The following is a 23852-nucleotide window of genomic DNA, read 5'->3' as shown; positions in this document are numbered from 1 at the left end:
GCACCTCCTATTTCATTATGTGTACTACGTTAATAATACAATAAAAAAAGAAACGATGCAACTACATCGTTTCTGGTGCCTCTACACCAATTAAATTTAAAGCATTGTTCAATGTAATCTTCGTTGCTAAAAGCAAATGAAGACGTTCATTTGTAAGGTCTGGTTGTTCCATATCAATGACCTTAACATTTCCATAAAAGCTATGGAAATGTGCTGACAATTGCTGAATATAATTCGGTATTTTTTGAACTGAACGTGTTTTAGCTGCATCGTTCACAACATTTGAGAATTCATTAATATATTTCATTAATTCAATCTCTTTTTCATGAGTGAGCAAGGAATAACTTTCTTGCTTTTCCATGGCAGGAGCTTGTCTTAAAATTGAACATATTCTAGCATGGGCATATTGCGCATAAAAAACTGGATTATCATTTGATTTTTTTCGAGCCAAACCTAAATCAAAGTCCAAAGGTGTATTTAAATGACGACTTACAAAGAAATATCGAGCCGCATCCACACCAATGTCATCCACTAATTCAATTAAGCCAATAGCGTTTCCTGTCCGTTTAGACATTTTAACTTCGACACCTTCATCAATTAAGCGAACCATTTGAATGATATCGACATCCAATACATCCTTATGACCTAAGGCTTCAAGCGCCGACTTCATCCGTACAATATAACCATGGTGATCACCACCCCATAAATTTAACAAGTTGTCATAGCCTCGCTCTAATTTATACATATGATTTGCAATATCAGGGACTAAGTAAGTATACGACCCATCACTCTTGATAAGAACACGGTCCTTGTCATCGCCAAAATCTGTCGACTTAAACCACAATGCGCCATCTTTTTCATAAGTAACTTGCGCCTCTTTTAAATCACTGAGAACCGCTTCAACACGACCCTCATCATACAAAGCCTTTTCACTGACCCATGAGTCAAAACTTACTCTAAATCCAGATAAATCGTGTTTAATACGATCAAGTTCAAATTTAATTCCTAATTCTTTGAAATAAGGAATCCACTGTTCTTCATCCGCATCCACATATGAATCACCGATTTCAGAAACAACATCTTTCGCAATCTTTTTAATATCATCACCATAATAACCATCTTCTGGCATCTCAAATTCAAGCCCTAATTCTTCACGATATCGCGCATACAGTGAATGAGACAACATGGTAATTTGGTTCCCTAAATCATTAACGTAGTATTCTCGCAAGACATCATAACCTGCAAACTGCATAATACGTGTCAAGGAATCTCCCCAAGCTGCACCACGAGCATGACCAATGTGTAACTGACCAGTAGGGTTCGCCGAAACATACTCCACAAGCGTACGTTTTGGTGTTTCTAAAACACTGCTTCCGTACGTCTCATTCTCATCTAGAACTTTATTAATGACACCAGACATAACGTCTGCCTTAATATAGAAATTAATAAAACCTGGGCCCGCAATTTCAACCTTTTTAATAATGTCTAATCCTTCCAAGCCTGCGACAATCACTGTCGCAATTTCTCTTGGGTTTTTCTTAAGAACACGTGTTAAACGCATTGCAATATTACTTGAGTAATCCCCTTGTTCTTTCTTATTAGGAATTTCAAGCATCACAACGCCTGCTTCTAACTCCTCACCAAATGCATCTAAAACAACGTCTTCAATCCGTGCTATTAGCTTATCTTCAACCATTTTCTAAAACTCCTTGTCTAACTTCTTTACTGCCGCAATCCCAATACTTCCTGGACCTGTATGCGCCAATACAATTGGATAAAGGTCAGTCTTAATTATTTCAGTTTTCAACACCTTTTCCATTTCTTTCACTATTTTATCATAGAGTTCACTTGAGCAACCACCATTTAATACAATAAAATCATATTCTTCCTGAGTTTTTCCCTCTATTGTTAATTCCATACCACGCTTCACTGCTTTTTTAAATGTTCTGACTTTATCTGCAACATCAATTTCTCCATCCGCTACTTTTAAAATAGGAACAATTTTCATCATATTTGCCAAGGCTGCAGCTGCTGGCTTTATTCGACCACCGCGTTTAAGATAATTCAAATCTTCTGGAATTAAGGCAGCCCACATGAAACCTTCTTCTTCAACATATTCTTTCACTTCTTTGGGATGAATACCTTTTTCAAGCATCGCTTTAACTTGAGTTGCTAAAAGACCTAAAGGAGCACTTACAAATTTAGCATCAATAACTGTAACTTTATCGGCATAATCTTTTGCTAAAACTTCTGCTGTTTGATATGTTCCACTCAACAAGCTTGAAATTGGAATAAAAACAACATGATCGTAGTCTTCTAAAAGAGAATCGAATAATGTTACTAAACGACCCATTGGTGGTTGTGATGTTTTAACAACGGCACCATTCAACATTTTTTCCATAAAAAGTTCGCGAGTAATCTCTTCTTCTTCAATGTAATCAACACCATCAATGGTTAATGGCATCCTTGCAACATAGATTCCAAGTTCTTCTGCTCTTTTTTGACTTAAGCCTGCCGACGAATCGGTAACTACTGCTGTTTTCATAAATAAACCTCCATATATTTTAAAGTATATCATAGCTTCTACTACTATTTTATAAAAATATCCTTCCAATCCTAAACACATAATTTACACGACTTTTTCTCATCACGCAACTTTCATCGCTTTATTATCAAATAAGACCGATCAATTTAATTCCTATGATAGCTTAAAGACCACAAATAAAGGGCTATTTTTCACCAAATAGCGAATGAACGATACGAAATTATAGAAAAGACATTTTTCCTATTTACAAACCAAATGAAATGTTATACAATGATTTAGCAGTTGGCGGTCGTGGTGAAGTTGGTTAACACACCAGTTTGTGGCACTGGCATGCGCGGGTTCGAGTCCCGTCGGTCGCCCCATATTGTAAATCATCCACTCTACATAATGTAGAGTGGTTTTTTTATATATTCTTCTTAAAGTTTGTTATAATTAAACATACGAGGTATAAATATGAAAACAATCCATTATGAAAATAAAACGATTCACTTTGTTCCAACAGCACACGTATCAAAACAATCCGTTGAAGATGTCAGACATGCTATAGAAACAACCCAACCTGATGCCGTATTAATCGAATTAGATGCAGGCCGAGCTCATGGTTTAATGAACGAATCAGAACGTCAATCTGATATCGATGTTATTGAAATTATTAAAAATAAAGAATTTGCTAATTTTTCCGCTAAGTTACTTATGGGAAGTTTTCAAAAAAAGATTGCTGAAGACCTAGAAACTGAGGTTGGAGCTGAAATGAAAGAAGCAATCATTTTAGCCAATGACCTCGGCATCACAAAATACTACATTGATCGTGATATTAATACCACCATGCAACGCTTATGGGGTGACTTAGGTTTTTTTAAGAAAACATCGTTTATTGTTTCTTTAGTTTTATCATCCTTCGATTCCAAGGAAGAAATTGATATTGAAGAACTTAAACAAGAAGATATGTTATTTAAAGCAATGAGTGAAATGGACACAAAGCTTCCACAATTATCAAATGTTATTTTACATGAACGAAATGAGTATATGGCCAAAAAAATAATGGATAATCCATATGACAATTTAGTGGTTGTAATTGGTGCTGCTCATCTTGATGGAATTATTGAAAACCTTGGTAAAGACATAAGCTTATACCAACTTGATCAAATTCCATTAAAGAAAAAAACAAATCCATTACAATGGATCCTTCCAATCATATTCGTTCTATTATTCACAGTTTTATTCTTTAAAAATCCGACATCAGGTAAAGATGAGTTGATCCGTTGGATTTTATTAAGCAGTGGTTTATCAACACTGGGTGCATTACTCGTTGGAGCTCACCCTAAAACATTGGTTGCGACAATTATTGGAGCACCTCTAGGAATTTTATCACCTGTATTAGCTGTTGGATTCTTTTCTGGAATAGCAGAAGCCTATGCACGACCACCTAAAGTCAGCGACTTTGAAAACCTAAGCGATGATGCAAGTTCCGTAAAAATGTGGTTTAAAAACAGATTCTTACGAATAATACTTATCATGTTTGTGACCTCTCTTCTCAGTTCAATTGGAACCTTTATTGTCACAGGAAAAATAATTTCTAAACTATTATAAAAAAACTGATTGAAAATGCAATCAGTTTTTTACTTTAATATTTAAAACAAAAACAAACAAAGTCGAAAGCAATAATAAAATACCAGAAACCATAAAACTTGAGGCAGGATTTAAACTATACACATAAGAGGTTATCAATGCCCCTAAAATTTTACCTAGCATCAAAAGAGCATTATAAAGTCCCGTTAGACGATTACCACTTTCATTATCTTCTTTAAATGTCATCACAAGGTTTTGTTGTAAGGGTATCATCACTGTATTTAAACCAAACCATGCAAGTGACACTTGTAGAAAGAGATTACTCTCATCAATTGTACTTGCATAAATTGCTCCTGCTCCCATCATCAAAACAAGATATGGTAAGAGTTTCGCCTCAGTGCCGCTCCCTTTTTTCCGTTTTCTCCAAATGACCAACACATTTAATAAGACAGCAAAGACGCCAACAATTGCTTTTACGTTACCATTAACACTCGGTGGGAAATCAAAGATATCTTTAATATAATAATTAAAACTTTGATCATACAATGTCACAGCAATAGAGCTAACTAAAATAGACAAGAAGAGATACTTTGTAAATCCTAACCAATATTCAGACGATGAACTTAAAACTTTAAAAGGATTAGAGTCTCTTAACATTTCTTTTTCAAAGTGTTCTTCAATTTTTTCTTCACGCCCTAACACGTAAAAGAAAAGCAATCCCATACCAACATGTAAAATCATTTGAACAATGAACGTCAACAATACCGAAACATCGCCAATTTTTCCACCGATAAAGAACCCCAAAGCCGCTCCAACACTAATAATAATTGAAGACATCGTAATATATCGAGATTGATCTTCAGGCTTGGCCTCATTAATGATATAACTCATTAATCCGACTTGAAAACCACCTGCAAAGGCACCAGCCAACAAACGGGCAAGATAGATTGTAAATTCATTGGGTGAAAATGCAAACAAAATTTGGGCGAGCCCATAGCCAATCGAAGAGATCATTAAAATTCTCGTCTTTTTTAAGCCGTTCGCAAGATTTGACCATATTAGTGCAAAAAAGAAATTTGTGGCTGACATAGCTGCAAAAGAAATCCCAAATACATGGGGAGCTAAATCTAAACTTTTTAACAAACTCGGTGTGACAGGATGACCTAAGTTCATACCGATGGTTAAAATAAGGTTAAATACAATAAAGATCCTCATCTTATGTTTACTGACAAATTGATTCATACTTCCTCCAAACGATACAAAAGTAGGCTTAAAGCCTACTTTGTTTTTTATTCCTTAACCCAAAGTTTTTCTGGATATGTTCCATCACTTTGTAATTTTTCAAATGTGCTAAGTACTAAAGGCTTATCATCTTGATATGTTACACCATACCAACGATCTGGTGTTTCTAATATCTTAACATTTAATACACCATCATCAATCAAATCGCCCACGTGATTTGGCAACAACGCTTCTGATTTCATTGGATTACCTTCAACATCTTCTTTTAAGAAAGTTTCAAATTTATCATTTAATTTAGAAAATACAGCTGGCGTGAATCCCCAAAAGTTCATTGAAACCAATGTTCCTTCAGCTAATTGATGAGCATCATCTCCTGCAACAACGACATCACCTTCACGTTTAATACCATCTGTCTCAACAATAGCTTGTAAATACCCTTCTTTACCTTCACAAACACCACGTGTAACTGTTCCATGATCCGTTAATGTTTTTTCGACAACATACCCCATCATAGCAGCATTATCATCACGAACTTCTTCTTTTAAGAAACGTGCCATTTCAACAAAAGCTGCTTTACCATAAAAATCATCGGCATTAATGATTGAGAATGGTCCATTGACCTTATCACGTGCACTTAATAATGCATGTGTTGTACCCCATGGTTTTTCACGGCCTTCAACACCTGCAAACCATTCAGGAACATCATCAATTGATTGAAATGCGTATTCCACATCAATAAATGGACGAAGTTTTCCAACAAGTTCTTCTTCAAAAATTGCTTCATGTTCTTCACGAATAATTAAAACAAGTTTTGTGAATCCTGCTTCAATTGCATCATGAATTGAAAAATCAATGATTGCTTCTCCACTCTTTCCAAATTTATCAATTTGTTTTAAACCACCATAACGGCTACCCATTCCTGCCGCTAAAATAACTAAAGTTAAGTCCTTCATATGTCCTCCTCTTATTACTGTTCTCATTGTATCATAATAAATTGCTTTATAAAGCGATAACTCTTGATTTTTGTATTCTAATTGAGTATCATAGGTATGCATGCCGCCATAGTTCAATGGTAAAATAGAGCAATGGTAATGCTCAGTTCCGAGTTCGATTCTCGGTGGCGGCACCATTAATATTATAGCTAACCAAAACCTACTTAACAGTAGGTTTTTTGCTGTCTTATATTGTTTAATTGCGAAAAAGTACTACAAAATAAAAAAACTGTTTTTTTCTAGACTTAATCATTTAAAAACGACTCTTTGAATTAGAGTCGTTTTACTTTACCATTCCTTATTATTAATTTCTTGATACACCCTTGCAATTGGTAAGCCCATGATTGCGAAATGATCACCTTCAACCTTGCGGACAAATAAAGAAGCAAACCCGTTTACACTATACGCACCTGCTTTATCCATCGGTTCTCCACTTGAAATATATTTTTTTATTTCATCGTCGCTAATATCATAAAAGCTAACATTTGATTTCACAATGAATTCGCTTGTTGCTTCACTAGACTTCATGGATACAGCTGTCCACACTTCATGGGTATTACCCGATAATTTTGTTAGCATATCAAATGCTTCATCTTCAGTTTGAGGTTTTCCTAATACTTTATTATTATGGATAACAATGGTATCCGCACCGATAACTAAAGCATCTGGATACTCTTCAAATACTTCATTTGTTTTTGAAAGAGCAATATTTTTTAAATTTTCCTCAATCGATAATGCTTCATTGAATATTTCTTCTCCCATTGCTGGTTTAACCAAAAAAGGTAACTGCAATAAAGATATCAACTCTCTTCTTCGTGGAGATTGACTTGCTAACACTATTTTCTTACTCATAATCTTCTATATCTTCCAATCTATTTATTTCGAATAAAAACATGTTTGACATTTGAATTTGCTGTTTTTCTCTCATCAATTTCAAATGCCCCTAACGCCTTAACAAGCGGCGTTAATTGATAATAACCATAGTTTCTAGGGTCAAAATCAGGATGTTTTTTCATAATTAAATTTCCTAAATCACCCATAAAAACATAACCATTATCATCTGCTAAATCTTTGATTGTTGTCGAAATTAATTGAATTAATTCCCGTTCCTCTTCTAAACTCAACTTTGAACTTCTATGACCTTTTCCATCATCTAAGGCCTCAATGATATCCATATAAATGAACTTATCACATGATGCTATGAATGGATTTGGGGTTTTTCTTTCTCCAATACCAATAACAAATTTACCAGACTCTCTTAATCTTACCACAAGTCGCGTAAAGTCACTATCACTTGAAACTATGCAAAAACTTTCAACATTTCCTTCATACAAAATATCCATGGCATCAATAATCATCGCTGAATCGGATGAATTCTTACCAGTAGTGTAAGCATATTGTTGGATTGGCGTAATTGCATGCTCCAACAATGACTTCTTCCAACCTGATGAACTTTGTTTTGTCCAATCGCCATAAATTCTTTTGATGGTTGGTACACCATAACGTGCAACTTCACGAAGCACTTTCTCTATATGAGCATAGGGGACATTTTCTGCATCAATTAAAACAGCAATTTTTCTTTCTTTAGTATCCAAATTACTCACCTTCTTTCCAAATTTTAAATTGTACACCTTCATGGATATTTTCTGCCATAATCCGATATCCATAGTTATTAACCACACGATTCACAATCGCTAAACCTAATCCAAACTGACCTTCTTCACCAATTTCATATGCTTTAAATAGCTGATCCATTCGTTCTTGATCAATCGAGCTACCATCATTATACACTGACAGATAGTTATCATTTATTTCAATGATAACCTTAGAGTTGGCATAACGCAGTGCGTTATCAAGAAGATTTTCAAACACAACACGCCATGGCTCATCAGCACCTTTGATTCTTGCTTCATCACCTAAAAGTTTTATTTCAACATCTGGTCTAATTTGACTACTTGAAACAATGACACGTTCCACAATTTCCCTTAAATCTATGTCATGAACTTCAAGAATTTCTTCATGAGTCATGTAATCCATTCGGTTGAGCATCAATAAATTAAACACTTTCTTTTCCAAACGTTCAGCATGTTCAATGATTACATCCACTGATTTTTCCAGTGTTTCGTAAGGATAAACACCATCTTTAATGCTTTCACCATAGGACTTTATTGTTGCGATTGGTGTTTTCAAATCATGAGAAATATTTTGAATCATTTCTTCTTTAAGTTTTTCTTGCCGTTGAAGTTCTTCGTTCATTTCAACTAAAACATTACCCAATTCACCAATTTCATCTCCACGATTTAAATTCAATTCAGCGTCTTTATTTTTTCTAATTTTATTAATATAGTCACGAATTTGATTAAGAGGATGAATAATTGATGATACCCAAATAAGTAGTAATAAAAACACAACACCCATCACAACTAAAATTATATTGATTACACTACTAATTAGCGTTGTTTTAAACTCATCATGGTAGTTTTTTGTTATCAGGGTTGCGATTGTAGCATCCTTGTTAGGGATATTGGTTATGGTGTATAAACTATTATCTTTAAAACGGTAATCAACACTCTCTGACATCTCAACAGCATCCATATGGTGCTTAATTTGATTAATCAAATCAGGGTCAATTCTGTTAATGCCATTTGAAAGATAACGACCATCCTTGGTTCCAATCACATGGATTATATTTGGATCATTGGCTCCGTAAAGCGCAGAATCATCTAAATTACGAATATAATTATAGATAACATTTTGTTGTGAACGATGAACCAAACCATACATTTGTTTATCAACAAAACTATCTATTTTAAAAGACAACGCCCCAAAGAAAAAAACTAAAAAGAAAACTAAGGTAAAAACAACAATCGTTACCAACTGCTGAGTTAGCGATAGCTTTCTTATCGAATCTTTTAATTTTCTCATCCGAGTCGATACCCAAAACCATAAATTGTTTGGATATTTAATCCTGGCATTTTTTTACGTAATCGACGCAAGGTATCATCCACAACTCGATCGGATCCAAAATAATTTGTCTCCCAAACATGAACTAATATTTGTTCACGAGTAAAGGCCACACCTCTATTTTTAATAAACAACATCAACAAATCAAATTCTTTGGTGGTCAGTTCGAGTTCCATCCCATCCTTTGTTGCTGTACGTTGTTTTTCATCGATAACATAACCATCAACTTCAGTTTGAATATCTTGACTATAGGCACGGCGTATAATGTTATTAACACGTAAAACAAGTTCTTTAGGCGAAAATGGTTTCGTGATGTAATCATCACTTCCTTTTTCCAATCCAATAATACGGTCGAACTCTTTGTCACGAGCAGACATAAATACAACGGGAGTTGTTGGTGAATATGCTTTAATTCGTTCAATCAAATCAAATCCACTTTTATTATCCAACATTATATCTAAAATCCAAAGATGAACATCGTCATCTTGAACATGTGCATTAGCTTCATCGTATGTATAGTACGAACGAACCTCATAACCTGCATTCTCAAGATAACTCTTTACGAGTTCATTTAAATCTTTTTCGTCTTCTACTATGTTGATCACATATTTCATTTTTATCACCTATTTTTTATATGTTGTTGATCACTTTAATCATATCATTGACATACTTCTGGCACAACTCATGTTCTTTCGCTTCAACCATAACTCTGATAACAGGTTCTGTACCTGATGGTCGAACTAATACACGTCCGTCATCTCCAAGGTTCGTTTCTATTTCCTTAATTTTATCTTGAATGATTGCTAATTCCATCATTTCATGCTTGTTTTCAACCATAACTTTTTCTAAAACTTGTGGATAAGTAGCACAGTCTTTTGTTAGTTCTTCTAGACTCGCTTCGTTTTTAACCATAATATCCGTTACTTTTAATGCTGTCAGCACACCATCACCTGTCGTTGCGAAATCTTTTAAAATAACATGTCCGGACTGTTCTCCACCTAATTTATAATCATTTTTATGCATAGCTTCAAAGACATATTTATCGCCGACATCCGTAATTTCAACGTGGATACCTAATTTTTCGCACGATTTCATAAATCCTAAATTAGCCATCACTGTTGTCACGACTGTGTTGTCTTTTAACGTATCATCTTGCATCATATCTTTGGCTAGAACATAGAGCAGTTTATCTCCATCAATAATATTTCCACGTCCATCGACTGCTAAACAACGATCAGCATCACCATCAAATGCAAATCCAAAATCTGCCTGATGCTTTATGACTTCGTCTCTGACCACATTAATATGAGTTGAACCACAATTTTCGTTAATATTAAACCCGTCTGCTGATGTGTTTATCGCCAAAACATCAGCACCTAAGTCTGTGAAAATCTGTTCAGCTGTTGAAATCGATGAACCATTTGCACAGTCTAGAACCACGCGTAGTCCAGAGAAATTCCGTTTTGTAAAACTCTCTATGTGTTTAATATAGTGTTCTAAACCTTGGGGATACTCTATTATTTTCGCAACTTCTGCACTGATGGGTCTTACAAGTTGTGTTTCACCCTGAATATATTGTTCAATTTCTGCTTCTTCTTCAAGGGTTAATTTCATTCCTTGTTGATTAAAAACTTTCAATCCATTGTCATAATAGGGATTATGACTCGCTGATATCATGACACCCGCTGCAAATTTTTCGGTTGGAATTACGTATGCTAGTGCAGGAGTAGGACAAACGCCCATTAGATAGACATTTGCTCCCATTGAACTTGCTCCCACAGCCACTGCTTTCGCAAGAATCGGAGAAGAAATTCTTGTGTCTTCCCCGATTAAAATGCGCTTTCCTTTATTTTTATTTCCTAAAAACTCACCTAATTTTACGGCAATTTCTACAGTTAATTCTGTATTAAATTGACCACGTATTCCATCTGTTCCAAACCCAATCATTCAAAAACCCCTACCTATTCTATAACATTGAAAATTATTGATTCCTTACTTGATTTAATGTCTAAGTAAGGTGTTGATGACTCAATATATAACTTACCTTCTTGATTATCGCCAACCTCAACATTTCTCATATCAATATATACCCAAACATTGTCGACAGTAAATTTCTTAACGTTTTCTTCAGTACCAAAGACTTCTATGCTGGTGTATACATCATCTTTATTAACCGGTGACATTTTATAACCATTCACATTGTATCGCCAGTTAATCGGAACTTTATCGAATTTTTTACTGATTCCTTTTCCAAGTTTAATTTCCATATTGACTTTACTTACGGTACCGAAACGGACACCTGATGGTAAACTCACATTTTGAACAGTTTTTGTATCATCTGTTAAACTTGCGGCTGGAATTGGAACAACAACTTCATCAATGCTATCTAAGACTGATTGTGGCGCATAAATTGTAATTGCTTCGTGATCCATCTTTACTTCTTTAATTGCTTTATTATTTGGTACTTCTCCTTCAAAAATAGGACGGACAGGCACCGTTTTGTGCGGCGAACTGACACCCACTTTTACTTTTGCTTTCTTCGGTATAATGTCAACACTCTCGATTTTCTCACCTTGTTGATTATAAGCAACTAACTCCGCTTCAGTCGTAAATTCTTCCGTTTGACCTGAAACATCAATTAATGCTTTAACAAATGCAACGTTTGATAGTGTCTCTTTTGAGGCTTTGATTGAAACATCTCTTGATTCAAATTCTGGTTCACCTAAGACATATTTTGGATCTAACTTATCAAGATTAATAAAGTCATAACTCAATTGGACAGTCTTAGTTTCTTTTTTACGAATTGTAATTTCTGCCGTAGCAGGTTCTATATATGTTTTGATTCTAGAAGAAAACCCGATTGCTTTATACGGAACTCGGTGTGTACCTTCTGTTAATCCACCTAAGTCAAGTTCTACTGAGTAATCCGAGACATCTGAAACCATTGAAATATCAGAATAATCTCCTATGACTCCAATGTTTACTTTTTCATCATACCCACTAATTTCATACATTTCTTCGTTATAAACCAAGGATACATTAACGTCTTTTAATTCTTTTGAATTTTTTAACGTTGCTGTTGCTCCTGCATCATTTGCATTTAAGGCTAAAAATATTAAACCTGATAATGCAAATGCAACAAACTTGGAATGTCTTGGATTGAATAAAATTTTGTCAAAACTATCACTTAACCAGCGTAAAATTCTGAAAAATCCATTTCCTATTGCCTCTGTTCGTCGACTAAACTTTTCGGATTGACGGGCAATTCGTTGAGCAAGTTCTAATTTTTCTTCTGAATTAAACTTAGGATTTGTATTTTTAGGACTCTTTTCCTTCATTGCCTTCACCTCCATCGTTTACTTCATTGGTTTTTTCACCATTTTTTTTCTTTGCTTTGGTTTCTACTTCTTCTGCACCATCGACTAACAATTCAATTTGCTCAATTGACTTGCCTAACTCAAGGTCATCTGAACTCTTTACAGTTTCTTTTTTCTCTTCTGATGCTTTGATTTCCTCAGCTTTTTTCTTAGCTTCTGCTTTCTTCTTAGCTTCGGCTTTCTTTTTAGCCTCTGCTTTCTTCTCAGCTTCTGCTTTCTTTTTAGCTTCTGCCTTCTTCTCAGCTTCGGCTTTCTTTTTAGCTTCTGCCTTCTTCTCAGCTTCGGCTTTCTTTTTAGCTTCTGCTTTCTTCTCAGCTTCTACCTTCTTCTCTGCTTCCGCTTTCTTTTCAGCTTCTGCCTTCTTCTCAGCTTCAGCTTTCTTCTCAGCTTCAGCTTTCTTTTCAGCTTCTGCCTTCTTCTCAGCTTCTGCCTTCTTCTCAGCTTCTGCCTTCTTCTCAGCTTCAGCTTTCTTTTCAGCTTCTGCTTTCTTCTCAGCTTCGGCTTTCTTCTCAGCTTCGGCTTTCTTCTCAGCTTCTGCCTTCTTCTCAGCTTCAGCTTTCTTTTCAGCTTCTACCTTCTCAAGTTCTCGCTTTTCTTTTTCTTCTCGTTTAGAGACCATTTTTTCTTCTTTTTTATCTTCATGGTCTTTTTTCTTACGTTCAAAAATACCACGAAGTTTTGTCATTGGACTTTCTTTATCTTCATCCTTGACTTCTTTTTTAATCACTAGATCATCAGTATCAACTTTTTCAACTTTAATTGGATCAATATTTAAACGATTCCAATTAAATTTACGACGACGTGATTTTTCTAAACTTCTACTTAGTTCTTGTTCACTATTTTGAATCAATAAGTTTAAATATTCACGTAAACTTGTTTCATCCATTTCACGTAGTTTTCCGGCTTCAGCGATTGAGATTGTTCCTGTTTCTTCTGAAACAACAATCGTGACTGAATCTGTTACTTCGCTAATTCCCAATGCAGCACGGTGACGTGCACCATATTTCGAAGGTAAATCTAAATTGGTTGGTGGGAAATAAGCTGATGCACACGCAATTCTATCACCTTGAACAATAACCGCTCCATCATGAAGTGGTGTGGATGTAACAAAAATAGACGTTAAAATGTCAGCTGTAACTGTCGCGTTAATCGGTGTACCAGTCTTAATATAATCAACAAGTGAATGCCCCTGTTCTAATGTAATTAGAGCCCCAATGCGCTTCTCAGACAATTCAGTCGTTGCATTGACTAATTCCTCAATCAACTGGTCTTTTTCATTTCCAGATAGAGAATGCAGTGCAGAAAAGACCGATGTTTTTCCAAGTCTTTCTAAAACAGCACGGATTTCTTGTTGGAAAATAATAACAACAACCAACACACCATACTGAAGCATAAAGTCTAATAGTGCTTTTGTTGTTTTAAATCCGGCAAAACTTGCAACAACTTGCATTGCAATTACCAATACAATTCCTTTAAATATTTGGACAGTACGTGAATTGTTCCGTACGATTCTTAATAAGTAGTAGACAAGAACCCAAATAATAATAAAATCAATAATCATTTTAATGCCGCGTAATACTGATTGCAGCGTAAATATATTTAGTGGCATAAGAACCTCCTAGTCTTAACAATTATATCATGAATTAGTAAAATTTCATGACGCAATTAATTCCTCTTTAAAACTGACTTTCATATAAGTTTTTGTAAAAACCCTCTGCTTCCATAAGTTCATCGTGGTTACCCTGTTCAATAATTTTTCCATCTTTCATTACAATAATAGTTTTAGCATCTTGAATTGTATGCAAACGATGAGCAATCACGACACTTGTGTGATTTTCCATGATTTTTTGAAATGCTTCCTGAATTTTATACTCTGTTAAGGAATCAAGATTACTCGTTGCTTCATCGAGAATGTAGATTTCTTGTTCCAACAGCAATGCTCTTGCAATCGTTAACATTTGTTTCTCACCAAGAGATAACCTCGATGCATTGCTATCATATCCCTCTTCAAATTGCATAACAACATCATGAAACATTGCTTGTTTTGAGGCTATAATTACGTCTTCTAGACTTGCATCCTCATCACCATAAGCGATATTTTCAAAAATTGTGCCATCATAAACCCAAGGTTCTTGAAGTACAATTCCAATTTTATGACGGATTGATTGCCTTGAATAATCATTCAACTCTGCATCATCAAAGAGTATTTTACCTGAGGTTGGATTATAGTATCGCATTAACAAGTTAATCATGGTCGATTTTCCTGCACCCGTCGGCCCAACAATGGCTAATTTCGATTTATTTTCAACACATAAGTTTAAATTTTGAATAAGTTCTTGATCTTTGGTGTAGGCAAAATCAACATTTTTAAATCCGATATCAATATCTTGACCCTTAAAGTCAATTGAAGAATCTTCTTCAATTGGAAGTTTTAAAAATGTACGAATTCTTTCATTAGATGCTTTGGCTGCGATAAGATCTGCAAACATTGCACTCAGTTCATTCACAGGTTTTGTATACATTAACAAATAACTTGTAAAGCTTAAAAAGCCACCAATTGTAATTGCACCATTCCAAAAAACATAGGCTCCCGCAATCGCTATAAAAACATTCAACAAATTATTAACGAGCCGCGAGCTTGGATTAATATAAGACGAAAGGACTTGTGCTCTGATACCTTTTTCATTTAAATTACGATTATGTTCAATAAACTCTTTAATTGCATCATCTTCATAATTATAATCTTTAATTAAAACATGACTCTGTAGATTGTTTCGTGTGTAGGAACTCAAATCATCCAAAGCACTTTGTTGTTCCCTGTACGCCTTCAATGAGGAATGCCCAATCTTTGTTGAAATTAAAAATAAGAACGGACTAAACACCAATACCGTAATGGTCATCATCACATTAACACTTAACATCATGAAAACTGCAATTAAAACAGTGAATCCCGAAACAAATGTTTGACTTAATAAAAGAGCTAAGCCATCTGCTAATCGGTTAGAATCATTCCCGATAAGATTTTGAATCTTAGCAGTACTAACTAAATCCAAATGTGACATAGGCAGCTTTAATAACCGTCCATGCATTTGATTACGCTTATCAAAAACTTCATTCACAGATAAACGATACGCTATTAAATTCAAAAAGACCGTTGTGACAAAGTGAACACCATAACAAACAATCACGATGAATAAATATGTTTTAACCATGTCAAAGTTCGTTGATTGATAAACCATCACATCCACTGCGTTTCCAATATATAACGGGCTAAGCATCAAACTTAAACTTGATATTATACTAAGGATAACCATTGTGAAAAGCATTAATATATTTTTACGATTCAAGTTCTCCACCTCCTTGCAATTCAAACATCAAGGCAAAGTTTTCATTGGTCTTGAGAAGCTGGTCTGCTGTGCCATTATCAACAATTTCCCCATCTTCTAAACAGATTATACGGTCCATTCGTGATAATTCCTTGAACTTTTGCGAAATAACAATTTTTTGTTGTTTTTCTGTCTTTAATATATTATTAAAAACTAAATTAGCTGTTTGATTATCTAAACCACCTAAAGAATCATCTAAAATCAAGAGTGAGCTCTCTTTAACAAAAGCTCTTGATAAATGAATACGTTGTCGTTGACCCCCTGAGAAATTACTTCCAAACGCCGATACAGTAACATCCAATCCTTTCGCAAGGATATCTTTACCCCCTGCTTGTAAAAGTGCTTGCTTAGGATCTGAATTATACGACATTTGAATATTTTCTTTTAATGTTTTTTCTAAAAATAAAGGTTCCTGACTCACAAAATTTATCTTCGTTCGCAAATCCTTTAAATCGTAGGTTTCTATTTTTTCATGATTGATATAAATTTGACCACTTGTTGCTTCTATATGACGAGTTATCAGATGCATCAAACTTGTTTTTCCACTTCCTGTTAAGCCAAATATACCAAGATTTTCATCTGAATCTAAGTGCAGATTTATATTTTTTAAAACAGTTCTATTTGTCACGGGATCGCTGAAGTTTACATCCACAAATTCAATCGATATCCCTTCACTCACATCAAGTTTTTTGTTGCCATACTGACGTTCAATTTCATAATTCAACACTTCTTCTATCCGTCCTGATGAAACAACACCCCGTGAAAAAATTAAAACTAAATTCATAAACACAATAAATGATAAAACCAATTGAGTACAATAATTAATGATTGCAATCATTTGTCCTTGAGTCATCAGTCCGTCTTGTATTTGAAATGCCCCTTGATATATCAACAAGACTAAGACAAAATTCATTGTTAAGTTTGTGACTGGGCTTGAAAAACTGGCAATTCTACCAAGCACTCGTTGACTTTTTTTCAAGAGTTCATTAATAAATCTAAATCTATTCTGTTCTTTATTTTCCTGATTATATGCCCTAACAATTCGCATACCACTGACTGTATCGTTAGATTTCGAAAGTAAATCATCAAGATTTTTTTGACTTCTACGATGATATTTCAAAGATAACCTCATAAATACGATGGTAATAAAAATCATTAATGGAAAAGACTTTAAAAGTGTCATCGCTAACATTGGATTAATTTTATACATGGCAAAAAGACTCCCAACCATCAAGATTGGAGCCCTCACCGCAAGCCGTATTGTTTTCGCAATCATATCCTGGACCATTTCAACATCAACTGTGAAACGATTCATTAAACCATCAACATCAAATAAACGGAAATCCTCGAGGTTAAACTCTTGAGTTTTTAAGAATAAATCTTCACGAATCGAACCCGCAACTTTTTGTCCAACATTGGATGCAATGGTTTGACATGTTAGTGACGCTAAATATCCCATTATAGTAAAAACTAACATCAAAATTACATTGTATTTTATAACATCAATATCTTTCATTTGGACGCCATAGTCAATCATTTGCACCATGGCTAAAGGCATTAACAATTCAAAAATCGCCTCAATTAACTTAAAGACAACTCCTGTGAAGGAAAGAAAGCGATATTTCTTAATATATTTCCACATCTTACCAGCCTCCACCTCCGCCGCCACCAAAGCCGCCACCAGAGAACCCGCCTCCGCCGCCACCAAAGCCGCTTCCGCCACCAAAGTTACCGCCACCACCAGATTTACCTGAAGGCGCTGGAACTGAGGTTAGATTTGAATTAACATGATTCATACTTCGGTTTAAACTCGACCACATGTACCAAGTCGTAAAGTTTGAACTGTTTGTTTGATACCAATCAGGTTGACTGATCGCTATATCTTTAAACTTTTCAGACCAAACATCCGTCACATCTAGAACATATGCATACGGTAAAACATCAAAAAATACATTTGGATTACTAAACACCAAGCGCTCTAAACGATCCTTTTCTGCTTTTTCAATGAATTGTCGTAACCCTAATACTTGCCCATACCATGCTGTCCCTTGTTTACTTCTTCTTGACATATTCGCAAGTATAAACGATGCAATTAATAAAATTAAAATATGAAGACCGTAAATTATTTGAATCACGTGAGAAAAGTTTTTAATTGTAACTGTGTAAATAACAAAAGAAATCGCTAAGTACAAACCAATAATAAAACCTTGAGTTAGTTTACTGCGATGTCCTTTGCCTTGATCAAACCCATACAATCCAAGACCAATAATCACAGCAGCCAAACCAAAACCCATCGCCCCATAGCCAAACGAATAAGAATCAGTTGGGACCTTAGCATAGCCAATTAAACCCATAACTACCGCACTTAATATGGAAAATATTGGCAAGAATAACCATTTCATCGTTATCCCTGAATATTCAAAAACACGTTTCTCTTTATCATTACGGAATGTATTTGGAATTGCTGCTTGAACATGTTGAACAACAGGACCAAATTTATTCTTTAACTCTTTTGTTTGAACAACATCTCCTGATTTAAATAAAGCTTTAAACAAGCGAAGCTCTTCTTGACTTGTATAGTCATTAAGTTCTTTCAATTTTTCAAACTCGAGCTCATCTCCTTCAATTTCGGTAATCCTCAAATACCCTTTTGAGCCCCAATAAATAATTAACGAGGTAACATCTTGACTCCGTAAATAGCCACGATAAACATATCCCACATCTGCACTATTTAATCCTTCAGGTGCCGTAAACTCTACGGGAACCACAAGCGGATAGTCTTTACCAAATTTAAAAAATAAGAACAATAATAACACAAAAACGCTTGCTTCAATGGAAATACCAATTTTTGTGTAATCAAAACTTGGATAATTAAAATAATTGTCCCCTAAATAAATATAGCTTGTAAGAGCCTCTTGTAATAAAACTTCATCAAAACTCCCTGATATCTTCGTATCTGTTTTTCGATACGAAACTGGTTTATTGTCCAACGTTGCATAAAAGTGAATTTCGTCACTTATTGGCTTAGGAAAATTAAGTTCAAAATTGACGTGATGAATTGGGAAATCCCATTTATTTCCAATCAAATCAAAGTAAAAATAATCGGCATCACCCTCCAGCCAATCATACATTCTCACAGTATATTTTAACTTATAGGTCTTATGACCATATAAATAGGTTCCACGTTCTCCAATTCTTATGAGAACACCATCACCATTATCCTCTACATCATAAGGATCATCCATTACCTCAATGTCGCGAATTGGAAACTCAAAATCTAATCGTTGATCATTGATCAGAACATTTTCATATTTTTGAGGTATGTTCACAAAAATCCCTTGATGTTCTTCATTAAAATACATCTCAATTTCTTGTTCTACTGTTATTGATCCCGATTCATGAACATCAATTTTAATATTGATGTTATCAGCTTCAAGAGGAACAGTTCGTGGTGTTTCTGCACGTATCCCTGTTGTACCTAATAACAAAAAGAGCAAGGACATGACAATAACTTTCATTTTTCCCATTCTTTTCCTCCTTTAAAAACAAAAAAGGGGCATTCGCCCCCTTAATTAAAATTCAATTTTAACGTTTTGGCGTTCGTGTTCTTGCTCTACTTCATAGAGTGGCATTCTCTTGAACCCAAACATATTCGCCACAATAACTGAAGGGAATGTTTCTGTTTGAACATTGTACTCACGTGTTACAGCATTGTAATACTTACGTGATTGAGCAATTTCAGTTTCTAAACTCTTTAATTGACCTTGTAAATCCATAAAATTAGTGTTTGCTTTTAAATCTGGATAACTTTCAGACAAAGCAAATAATCGGCCAAGCACTTGAGATAACTGACCTTCAGCTTCAAACTGAGCTTCTGGATTACTTGCACTCATTGCCATATTCCTTGCTTCAATGACACCTTGCAATGTTTCCTTCTCATGACTTGCATAGCCTTTAACCGTTTCAACTAAGTTTGGCACCAAATCATAGCGTTTCTTCAAATACACATCAATTGTGGAAAAACCTTCCTCCACCATATTTTTTTTACGTACAAGTGAGTTATAAATCGAAATAACTGCAATAACAATTATGACTAAAATTCCTAAAAGAATATATCCCATTCTTTTCGCCTCCATGTCTTAAATTAATAATACAACGACCCAAAGCACAAGTCAATCTTAACGACGAGTCGCTCGTTCTATTTCCCGTTTCATTGACCGCTCTTTTTCTACTTGACGTTTGTCGTAAAGATGCTTCCCTTTTGCAGTAGCAATCTCTAATTTAGCACGTCCTTTAACCAAATGCATTCCAAGTGGCACAATCGTATACCCTTGCAATGTTTCTGCCTTCTGTAATTTCTCTATTTCATGTTTATGTAAAAGCAATTTTCGATCGCGAGTTTCATCGTGATTAAAGCGATTACCCTGTTCGTAGGTTCCAATATGCATTCCTTTTATAAAAGCTTCACCATGACGAATTGAAATATAGGCATCCCCAAGTTGAACACGTCCTTGACGTATTGATTTTATCTCAGTTCCTTGCAATACGATACCAGCTTCATAACGATCTTCAATAAAGTAGTTATGAAATGCTTTACGATTTTTTGCGACGACGCTCACGTGGTGCCCTCCTTTTTTTTCTTACTTTCTTTAATTCAAAATTTACAACAGATTCAACCATATCAACCGAAACTAAGTTTACCGATACTTTTTGACCAAGTTTATACTCATTGTTACCACGCTCACCCACAAGTTTTTGTGCTTGAGCATCATAGTTATAAAAATCATCTTTCAAACTTCGAATATGGACAAGACCTTCAACCGTATTATCTAACTCAACAAAGAAACCAAAGTTTGCAACACCACTGATGTAACCAATGTATGAAGAACCAACCTTATCTTCCATATATTGAGCTTTTTTAATTTTTTCAACTTGACGTTCTGCCTCAAGGATTGCTCTTTCCTTATCCGATACATGTCCTGCTGCTTTCGCAACATAAGCTTCATCTTTAATATAGCCATTCATATTCCCTTTGATCAAATATTTCTTTAATCGTTGATGTAACAATAAATCCGGATAACGACGAATCGGCGATGTGAAATGAGTATAATCCTCCAACGCTAACCCAAAATGACCCAGGGGTAATTCTGAATACCTCGCTTTGCTCATTGTTCTTAAAACCAACCGTGACACTACAGGATATTCTGGTTTATCTTTAAAGTAATCGAGTGCTTTCTGCAATGTTTTAGGGTGAACATCTTCTAAGTTTCCACGCATTTTATACCCTAATATTCTCAGTGTATGTGATAACGTTTGAAGTCTTTCTTTTTGAGGTTCTTCATGAACACGATAAAGAACAGGCATCGATTGGTATTTACAATGCTGAGCAACAACCTCATTCGCTTTAATCATAAACGCCTCAATCATCGTTTCTGATTCGCCACGTTCTTTTCTAAAAATATCTAAAACTACACCATCATTATCAACCACAAACTCTGTCTCATCACTGTCAAAATCAATGGAACCAGCTTGCTCTCGGTTGTAATTTAATCGACGTGCACAATCTAGCATTAATTCAACCATGTCTTGGTGTTCTCCTAAGTCTTCGCCTTGATTAATTTGATTATATGACAAGCGTTGACGTGAACGAATCACTGATTCGTAAATATTGTAATCAATCACTTCACCTTGAAAACTTAAATCAATTTGGCACGTTAAAACTAAACGATCAACACCTGGATGGAGTGAACAAATTCCATTTGAAAGTTCTTTTGGTAACATAGGCACAACACGATCAACCATATAAATAGACGAACTACGCTCTAATGCACTTGCATCAATAAGACTACCTGATGGAACATAGTGACTCACATCAGCAATATGAACATAAAGACGATACCCATTATTTAATGTTTCCATATATACTGCATCATCTAAATCCTTCGCATCTTCACCATCAATCGTAATTACAGCTTGATCACGATGATCCATACGACCTTCCATTTCTTTTTCACTGACTGTCTTTGGCATATCTTGAATTGCATCTAACACATCGTCATTAAAATCAACATCCAAGCCATAGACATAAAGAACACTTAACACATCCATACCCGGCTCATCAGCTTGACCTAAAACTGAATCAAAGCGAACATCAATTCGCTGAGCCACTTTCATGATTTTCGCAATAACACGATCATTCTCAGCAACATCAATTCCATAGGAATCATAATCTACCTTTTGAACAATTCGTGTATCATATGGAATAAACCGTAACTTGCCATCAATCTTCTTCATCGTCCCCAATAAAAAATCTCGATGACGTTCAACCGTCTTTAAAATTTTTCCAAATACTTTTTTCCCGTGATGAATTTCAACCAAAACATCGTCTTGGTCTAGGGCGTTCATAAAATCATCACTCCCTATATATATCGACTCGTCCTCAGTTTCAACAAAACCAAAACTTTCACGAACAAGCCTAAAAGACCCACACCCATAATGAATATTATCAATATAATAAACTTCATCATTGTGGATAACTAATTCTCTATCTGCAACCATCTCTTCCATTACTTCATTTACTTCAGGTAAAGATATTTCTAACTCACCGATGATTAACTCATGCCAATCATTCAATAAAATTGGTTTAGGATGATGATCTAAGTATTTTTTTATTGCTTCATAATTTTTATATTTTTTCATAGTCCATCCTTACATAAAAGAAAAACCGCATCCGCGGTCTAGTTTATTACTGAGTTATTACTGCAACAATTGTTAGGACAAAAAACAAGATTCCTGTAACCATTGTTAAATTGGAAATCACTTTTTCTGCTCCACGCTCTTTTGAGTTCGAAAATAAATCTAAACCTGAACTCCCAGAGAACGCGCCAGTAAAACCTTCTGATTTTCCACTTTGTAATAATGAGAGTAAAATTAACATCGCCGATACTATTAATAATAAAACTTGTGTCATTTAAACGTTCACCTATTTTCTACTTTTCTCTACTAGTTCTTATATTTTAACAAATCTATCTTGAAATTACAATATTTTTTCCTTCATCCTTTAGTATCCAGAAAAAAACAGGCATTGCTGACCTGGAAAACAACTTATAAACTCGACATCAAAGGACGTTGCCAAACTACACCATCCATCCTCACACAAGGAGTTAAATCATTAAACTCGCAAAAAGCACCAATCGATGCAAAGGTCTTGTCTAAAAATGAGAAACTGTTCAACTCTTCAACGTTTATATCTTTATAAGTAAGAAAATCAATCTCACATTCATGATGACGTATTGTAATGTGTACGTCTTTTATGAATTGAAGTTGACGAATACCAGGTGTTTCAAATCCTTCTGGTGCTAATCTTGCCATTGTTAAATCCAATTTATCACACATTATTAAGGTTAACGTTATCAATTCTTGGCGATCATAACCTGATCCATGATGTTTAATAGCATTCAAAACTTCATCATGATAAGGAATATTTATGTTCTGTTCAACAAAATAATCGCTGACCATCGTATAAGATCTAAGCGCATGACCTTTTTTCCCATCCACACATCCAACATCATGAAGTAAAGCCGCAATTTTAGCCGATTCAATCAGGTTAGCCTCAACATCTAACTGTATTAAGACTGATTCTACCAACGCTACAACGTTTAACACATGAGACAAATCATGTTTAGCAGTGCCAGAAATCAGTTCATTTTGTTGAACTTTACGATAATTCCCATTTACAAAGTGACTTTTCAATAATATATCGTACATCGTCTTTTCA

General features: G+C 34.9%; 20 protein-coding genes and 2 tRNA genes. 3 read left to right on the top strand and 19 right to left on the bottom strand.

Features of this window, described 5'->3' with window-relative positions; all coding sequences use genetic code 11:
* Window positions 1-61: 61 nt before the first annotated feature.
* Window positions 62-1696 carry an arginine--tRNA ligase gene (gene argS / locus GVV10_RS01045; protein ID WP_159518655.1) on the bottom strand — a complete coding sequence of 545 codons (1635 nt, stop codon included), beginning with the start codon at window positions 1694-1696 and terminating at the stop codon, window positions 62-64.
* A 3-nt stretch (window positions 1697-1699) separates the two neighbouring features.
* A complete protein-coding gene (locus GVV10_RS01040; RefSeq protein ID WP_159518653.1) occupies window positions 1700-2545 on the bottom strand; it encodes a DegV family protein in 846 nt (281 codons plus the stop codon).
* Between the two features lie 285 nt (window positions 2546-2830).
* Here GVV10_RS01040 and GVV10_RS01035 point away from each other — a divergent pair.
* Both GVV10_RS01035 and GVV10_RS01030 read left to right on the top strand, forming a co-directional pair.
* Window positions 2831-2907, top strand: a tRNA-His gene (locus tag GVV10_RS01035).
* Window positions 2908-2998: 91 nt separating this feature from the next.
* Window positions 2999-4135 carry a TraB/GumN family protein gene (locus GVV10_RS01030; RefSeq protein ID WP_159518651.1) on the top strand — a complete coding sequence of 379 codons (1137 nt, stop codon included), beginning with the start codon at window positions 2999-3001 and terminating at the stop codon, window positions 4133-4135.
* Window positions 4136-4156: 21 nt separating this feature from the next.
* Here GVV10_RS01030 and GVV10_RS01025 read toward each other — a convergent pair whose 3' ends face one another.
* Entirely contained in the window at window positions 4157-5356 is a 1200-nt protein-coding gene (locus GVV10_RS01025) for an MFS transporter (protein WP_159518649.1), read from the bottom strand.
* A gap of 47 nt (window positions 5357-5403) precedes the next feature.
* On the bottom strand, window positions 5404-6309 hold the full coding sequence (locus GVV10_RS01020; protein ID WP_159518647.1) for a sugar phosphate nucleotidyltransferase: 906 nt from the start codon (window positions 6307-6309) through the stop codon (window positions 5404-5406).
* Window positions 6310-6411: 102 nt separating this feature from the next.
* Here GVV10_RS01020 and GVV10_RS01015 point away from each other — a divergent pair.
* A tRNA-Thr gene (locus tag GVV10_RS01015) sits at window positions 6412-6485 on the top strand.
* 151 nt (window positions 6486-6636) lie between these two features.
* Here GVV10_RS01015 and GVV10_RS01010 read toward each other — a convergent pair.
* From GVV10_RS01010 to GVV10_RS00940, 15 genes are all read right to left on the bottom strand, one after another.
* The gene (locus tag GVV10_RS01010; protein WP_159518645.1) at window positions 6637-7200 is read right to left on the bottom strand and encodes a Maf family protein; all 564 of its coding nucleotides are present in this window, start codon (window positions 7198-7200) and stop codon (window positions 6637-6639) included.
* Between the two features lie 20 nt (window positions 7201-7220).
* Window positions 7221-7943 carry an NYN domain-containing protein gene (locus tag GVV10_RS01005; protein WP_236261840.1) on the bottom strand — a complete coding sequence of 241 codons (723 nt, stop codon included), beginning with the start codon at window positions 7941-7943 and terminating at the stop codon, window positions 7221-7223.
* Window position 7944: 1 nt separating this feature from the next.
* A complete protein-coding gene (locus GVV10_RS01000) occupies window positions 7945-9273 on the bottom strand; it encodes a sensor histidine kinase (protein ID WP_159518643.1) in 1329 nt (442 codons plus the stop codon).
* Window positions 9270-9926 carry a response regulator transcription factor gene (locus GVV10_RS00995; protein ID WP_159518641.1) on the bottom strand — a complete coding sequence of 219 codons (657 nt, stop codon included), beginning with the start codon at window positions 9924-9926 and terminating at the stop codon, window positions 9270-9272. The genes GVV10_RS01000 and GVV10_RS00995 overlap by 4 nt, the downstream gene beginning before the upstream one ends.
* A gap of 16 nt (window positions 9927-9942) precedes the next feature.
* Complete coding sequence (gene glmM / locus GVV10_RS00990) at window positions 9943-11259, bottom strand: phosphoglucosamine mutase (RefSeq protein WP_236261839.1); 1317 nt, start codon at window positions 11257-11259, stop codon at window positions 9943-9945.
* 14 nt (window positions 11260-11273) lie between these two features.
* Window positions 11274-12650 carry a CdaR family protein gene (locus tag GVV10_RS00985; protein WP_159518639.1) on the bottom strand — a complete coding sequence of 459 codons (1377 nt, stop codon included), beginning with the start codon at window positions 12648-12650 and terminating at the stop codon, window positions 11274-11276.
* Entirely contained in the window at window positions 12631-14298 is a 1668-nt protein-coding gene (gene cdaA / locus GVV10_RS00980) for a diadenylate cyclase CdaA (protein ID WP_159518637.1), read from the bottom strand. Before cdaA ends, GVV10_RS00985 begins: the two co-directional genes overlap by 20 nt.
* Window positions 14299-14365: 67 nt before the next feature.
* On the bottom strand, window positions 14366-16036 hold the full coding sequence (locus GVV10_RS00975; RefSeq protein WP_159518635.1) for an ABC transporter ATP-binding protein: 1671 nt from the start codon (window positions 16034-16036) through the stop codon (window positions 14366-14368).
* On the bottom strand, window positions 16026-17717 hold the full coding sequence (locus tag GVV10_RS00970; RefSeq protein WP_159518633.1) for an ABC transporter ATP-binding protein: 1692 nt from the start codon (window positions 17715-17717) through the stop codon (window positions 16026-16028). Before GVV10_RS00970 ends, GVV10_RS00975 begins: the two co-directional genes overlap by 11 nt.
* Before the next feature lies 1 nt (window position 17718).
* On the bottom strand, window positions 17719-19602 hold the full coding sequence (locus tag GVV10_RS09435) for a DUF2207 family protein (protein ID WP_201289962.1): 1884 nt from the start codon (window positions 19600-19602) through the stop codon (window positions 17719-17721).
* 45 nt (window positions 19603-19647) lie between these two features.
* The gene (locus GVV10_RS00960) at window positions 19648-20196 is read right to left on the bottom strand and encodes a LemA family protein (protein ID WP_159518631.1); all 549 of its coding nucleotides are present in this window, start codon (window positions 20194-20196) and stop codon (window positions 19648-19650) included.
* A 57-nt stretch (window positions 20197-20253) separates the two neighbouring features.
* The gene (smpB, locus tag GVV10_RS00955) at window positions 20254-20694 is read right to left on the bottom strand and encodes an SsrA-binding protein SmpB (protein ID WP_159518629.1); all 441 of its coding nucleotides are present in this window, start codon (window positions 20692-20694) and stop codon (window positions 20254-20256) included.
* The gene (gene rnr / locus GVV10_RS00950) at window positions 20669-22774 is read right to left on the bottom strand and encodes a ribonuclease R (RefSeq protein WP_159518627.1); all 2106 of its coding nucleotides are present in this window, start codon (window positions 22772-22774) and stop codon (window positions 20669-20671) included. The genes smpB and rnr overlap by 26 nt, the downstream gene beginning before the upstream one ends.
* Window positions 22775-22820: 46 nt before the next feature.
* A complete protein-coding gene (secG, locus tag GVV10_RS00945; protein ID WP_159518625.1) occupies window positions 22821-23045 on the bottom strand; it encodes a preprotein translocase subunit SecG in 225 nt (74 codons plus the stop codon).
* A gap of 134 nt (window positions 23046-23179) precedes the next feature.
* On the bottom strand, window positions 23180-23842 hold the full coding sequence (locus tag GVV10_RS00940; protein WP_159518622.1) for an HD domain-containing protein: 663 nt from the start codon (window positions 23840-23842) through the stop codon (window positions 23180-23182).
* Window positions 23843-23852 lie beyond the last annotated feature (10 nt).

The organism is Erysipelothrix urinaevulpis (assembly GCF_009828835.1).
Classification (GTDB): domain Bacteria; phylum Bacillota_I; class Bacilli_A; order Erysipelotrichales; family Erysipelotrichaceae; genus Erysipelothrix; species Erysipelothrix urinaevulpis.
Note: the sequence above shows the minus strand (reverse complement) of the source record. Positions and strands in the feature narration are given on the sequence as shown.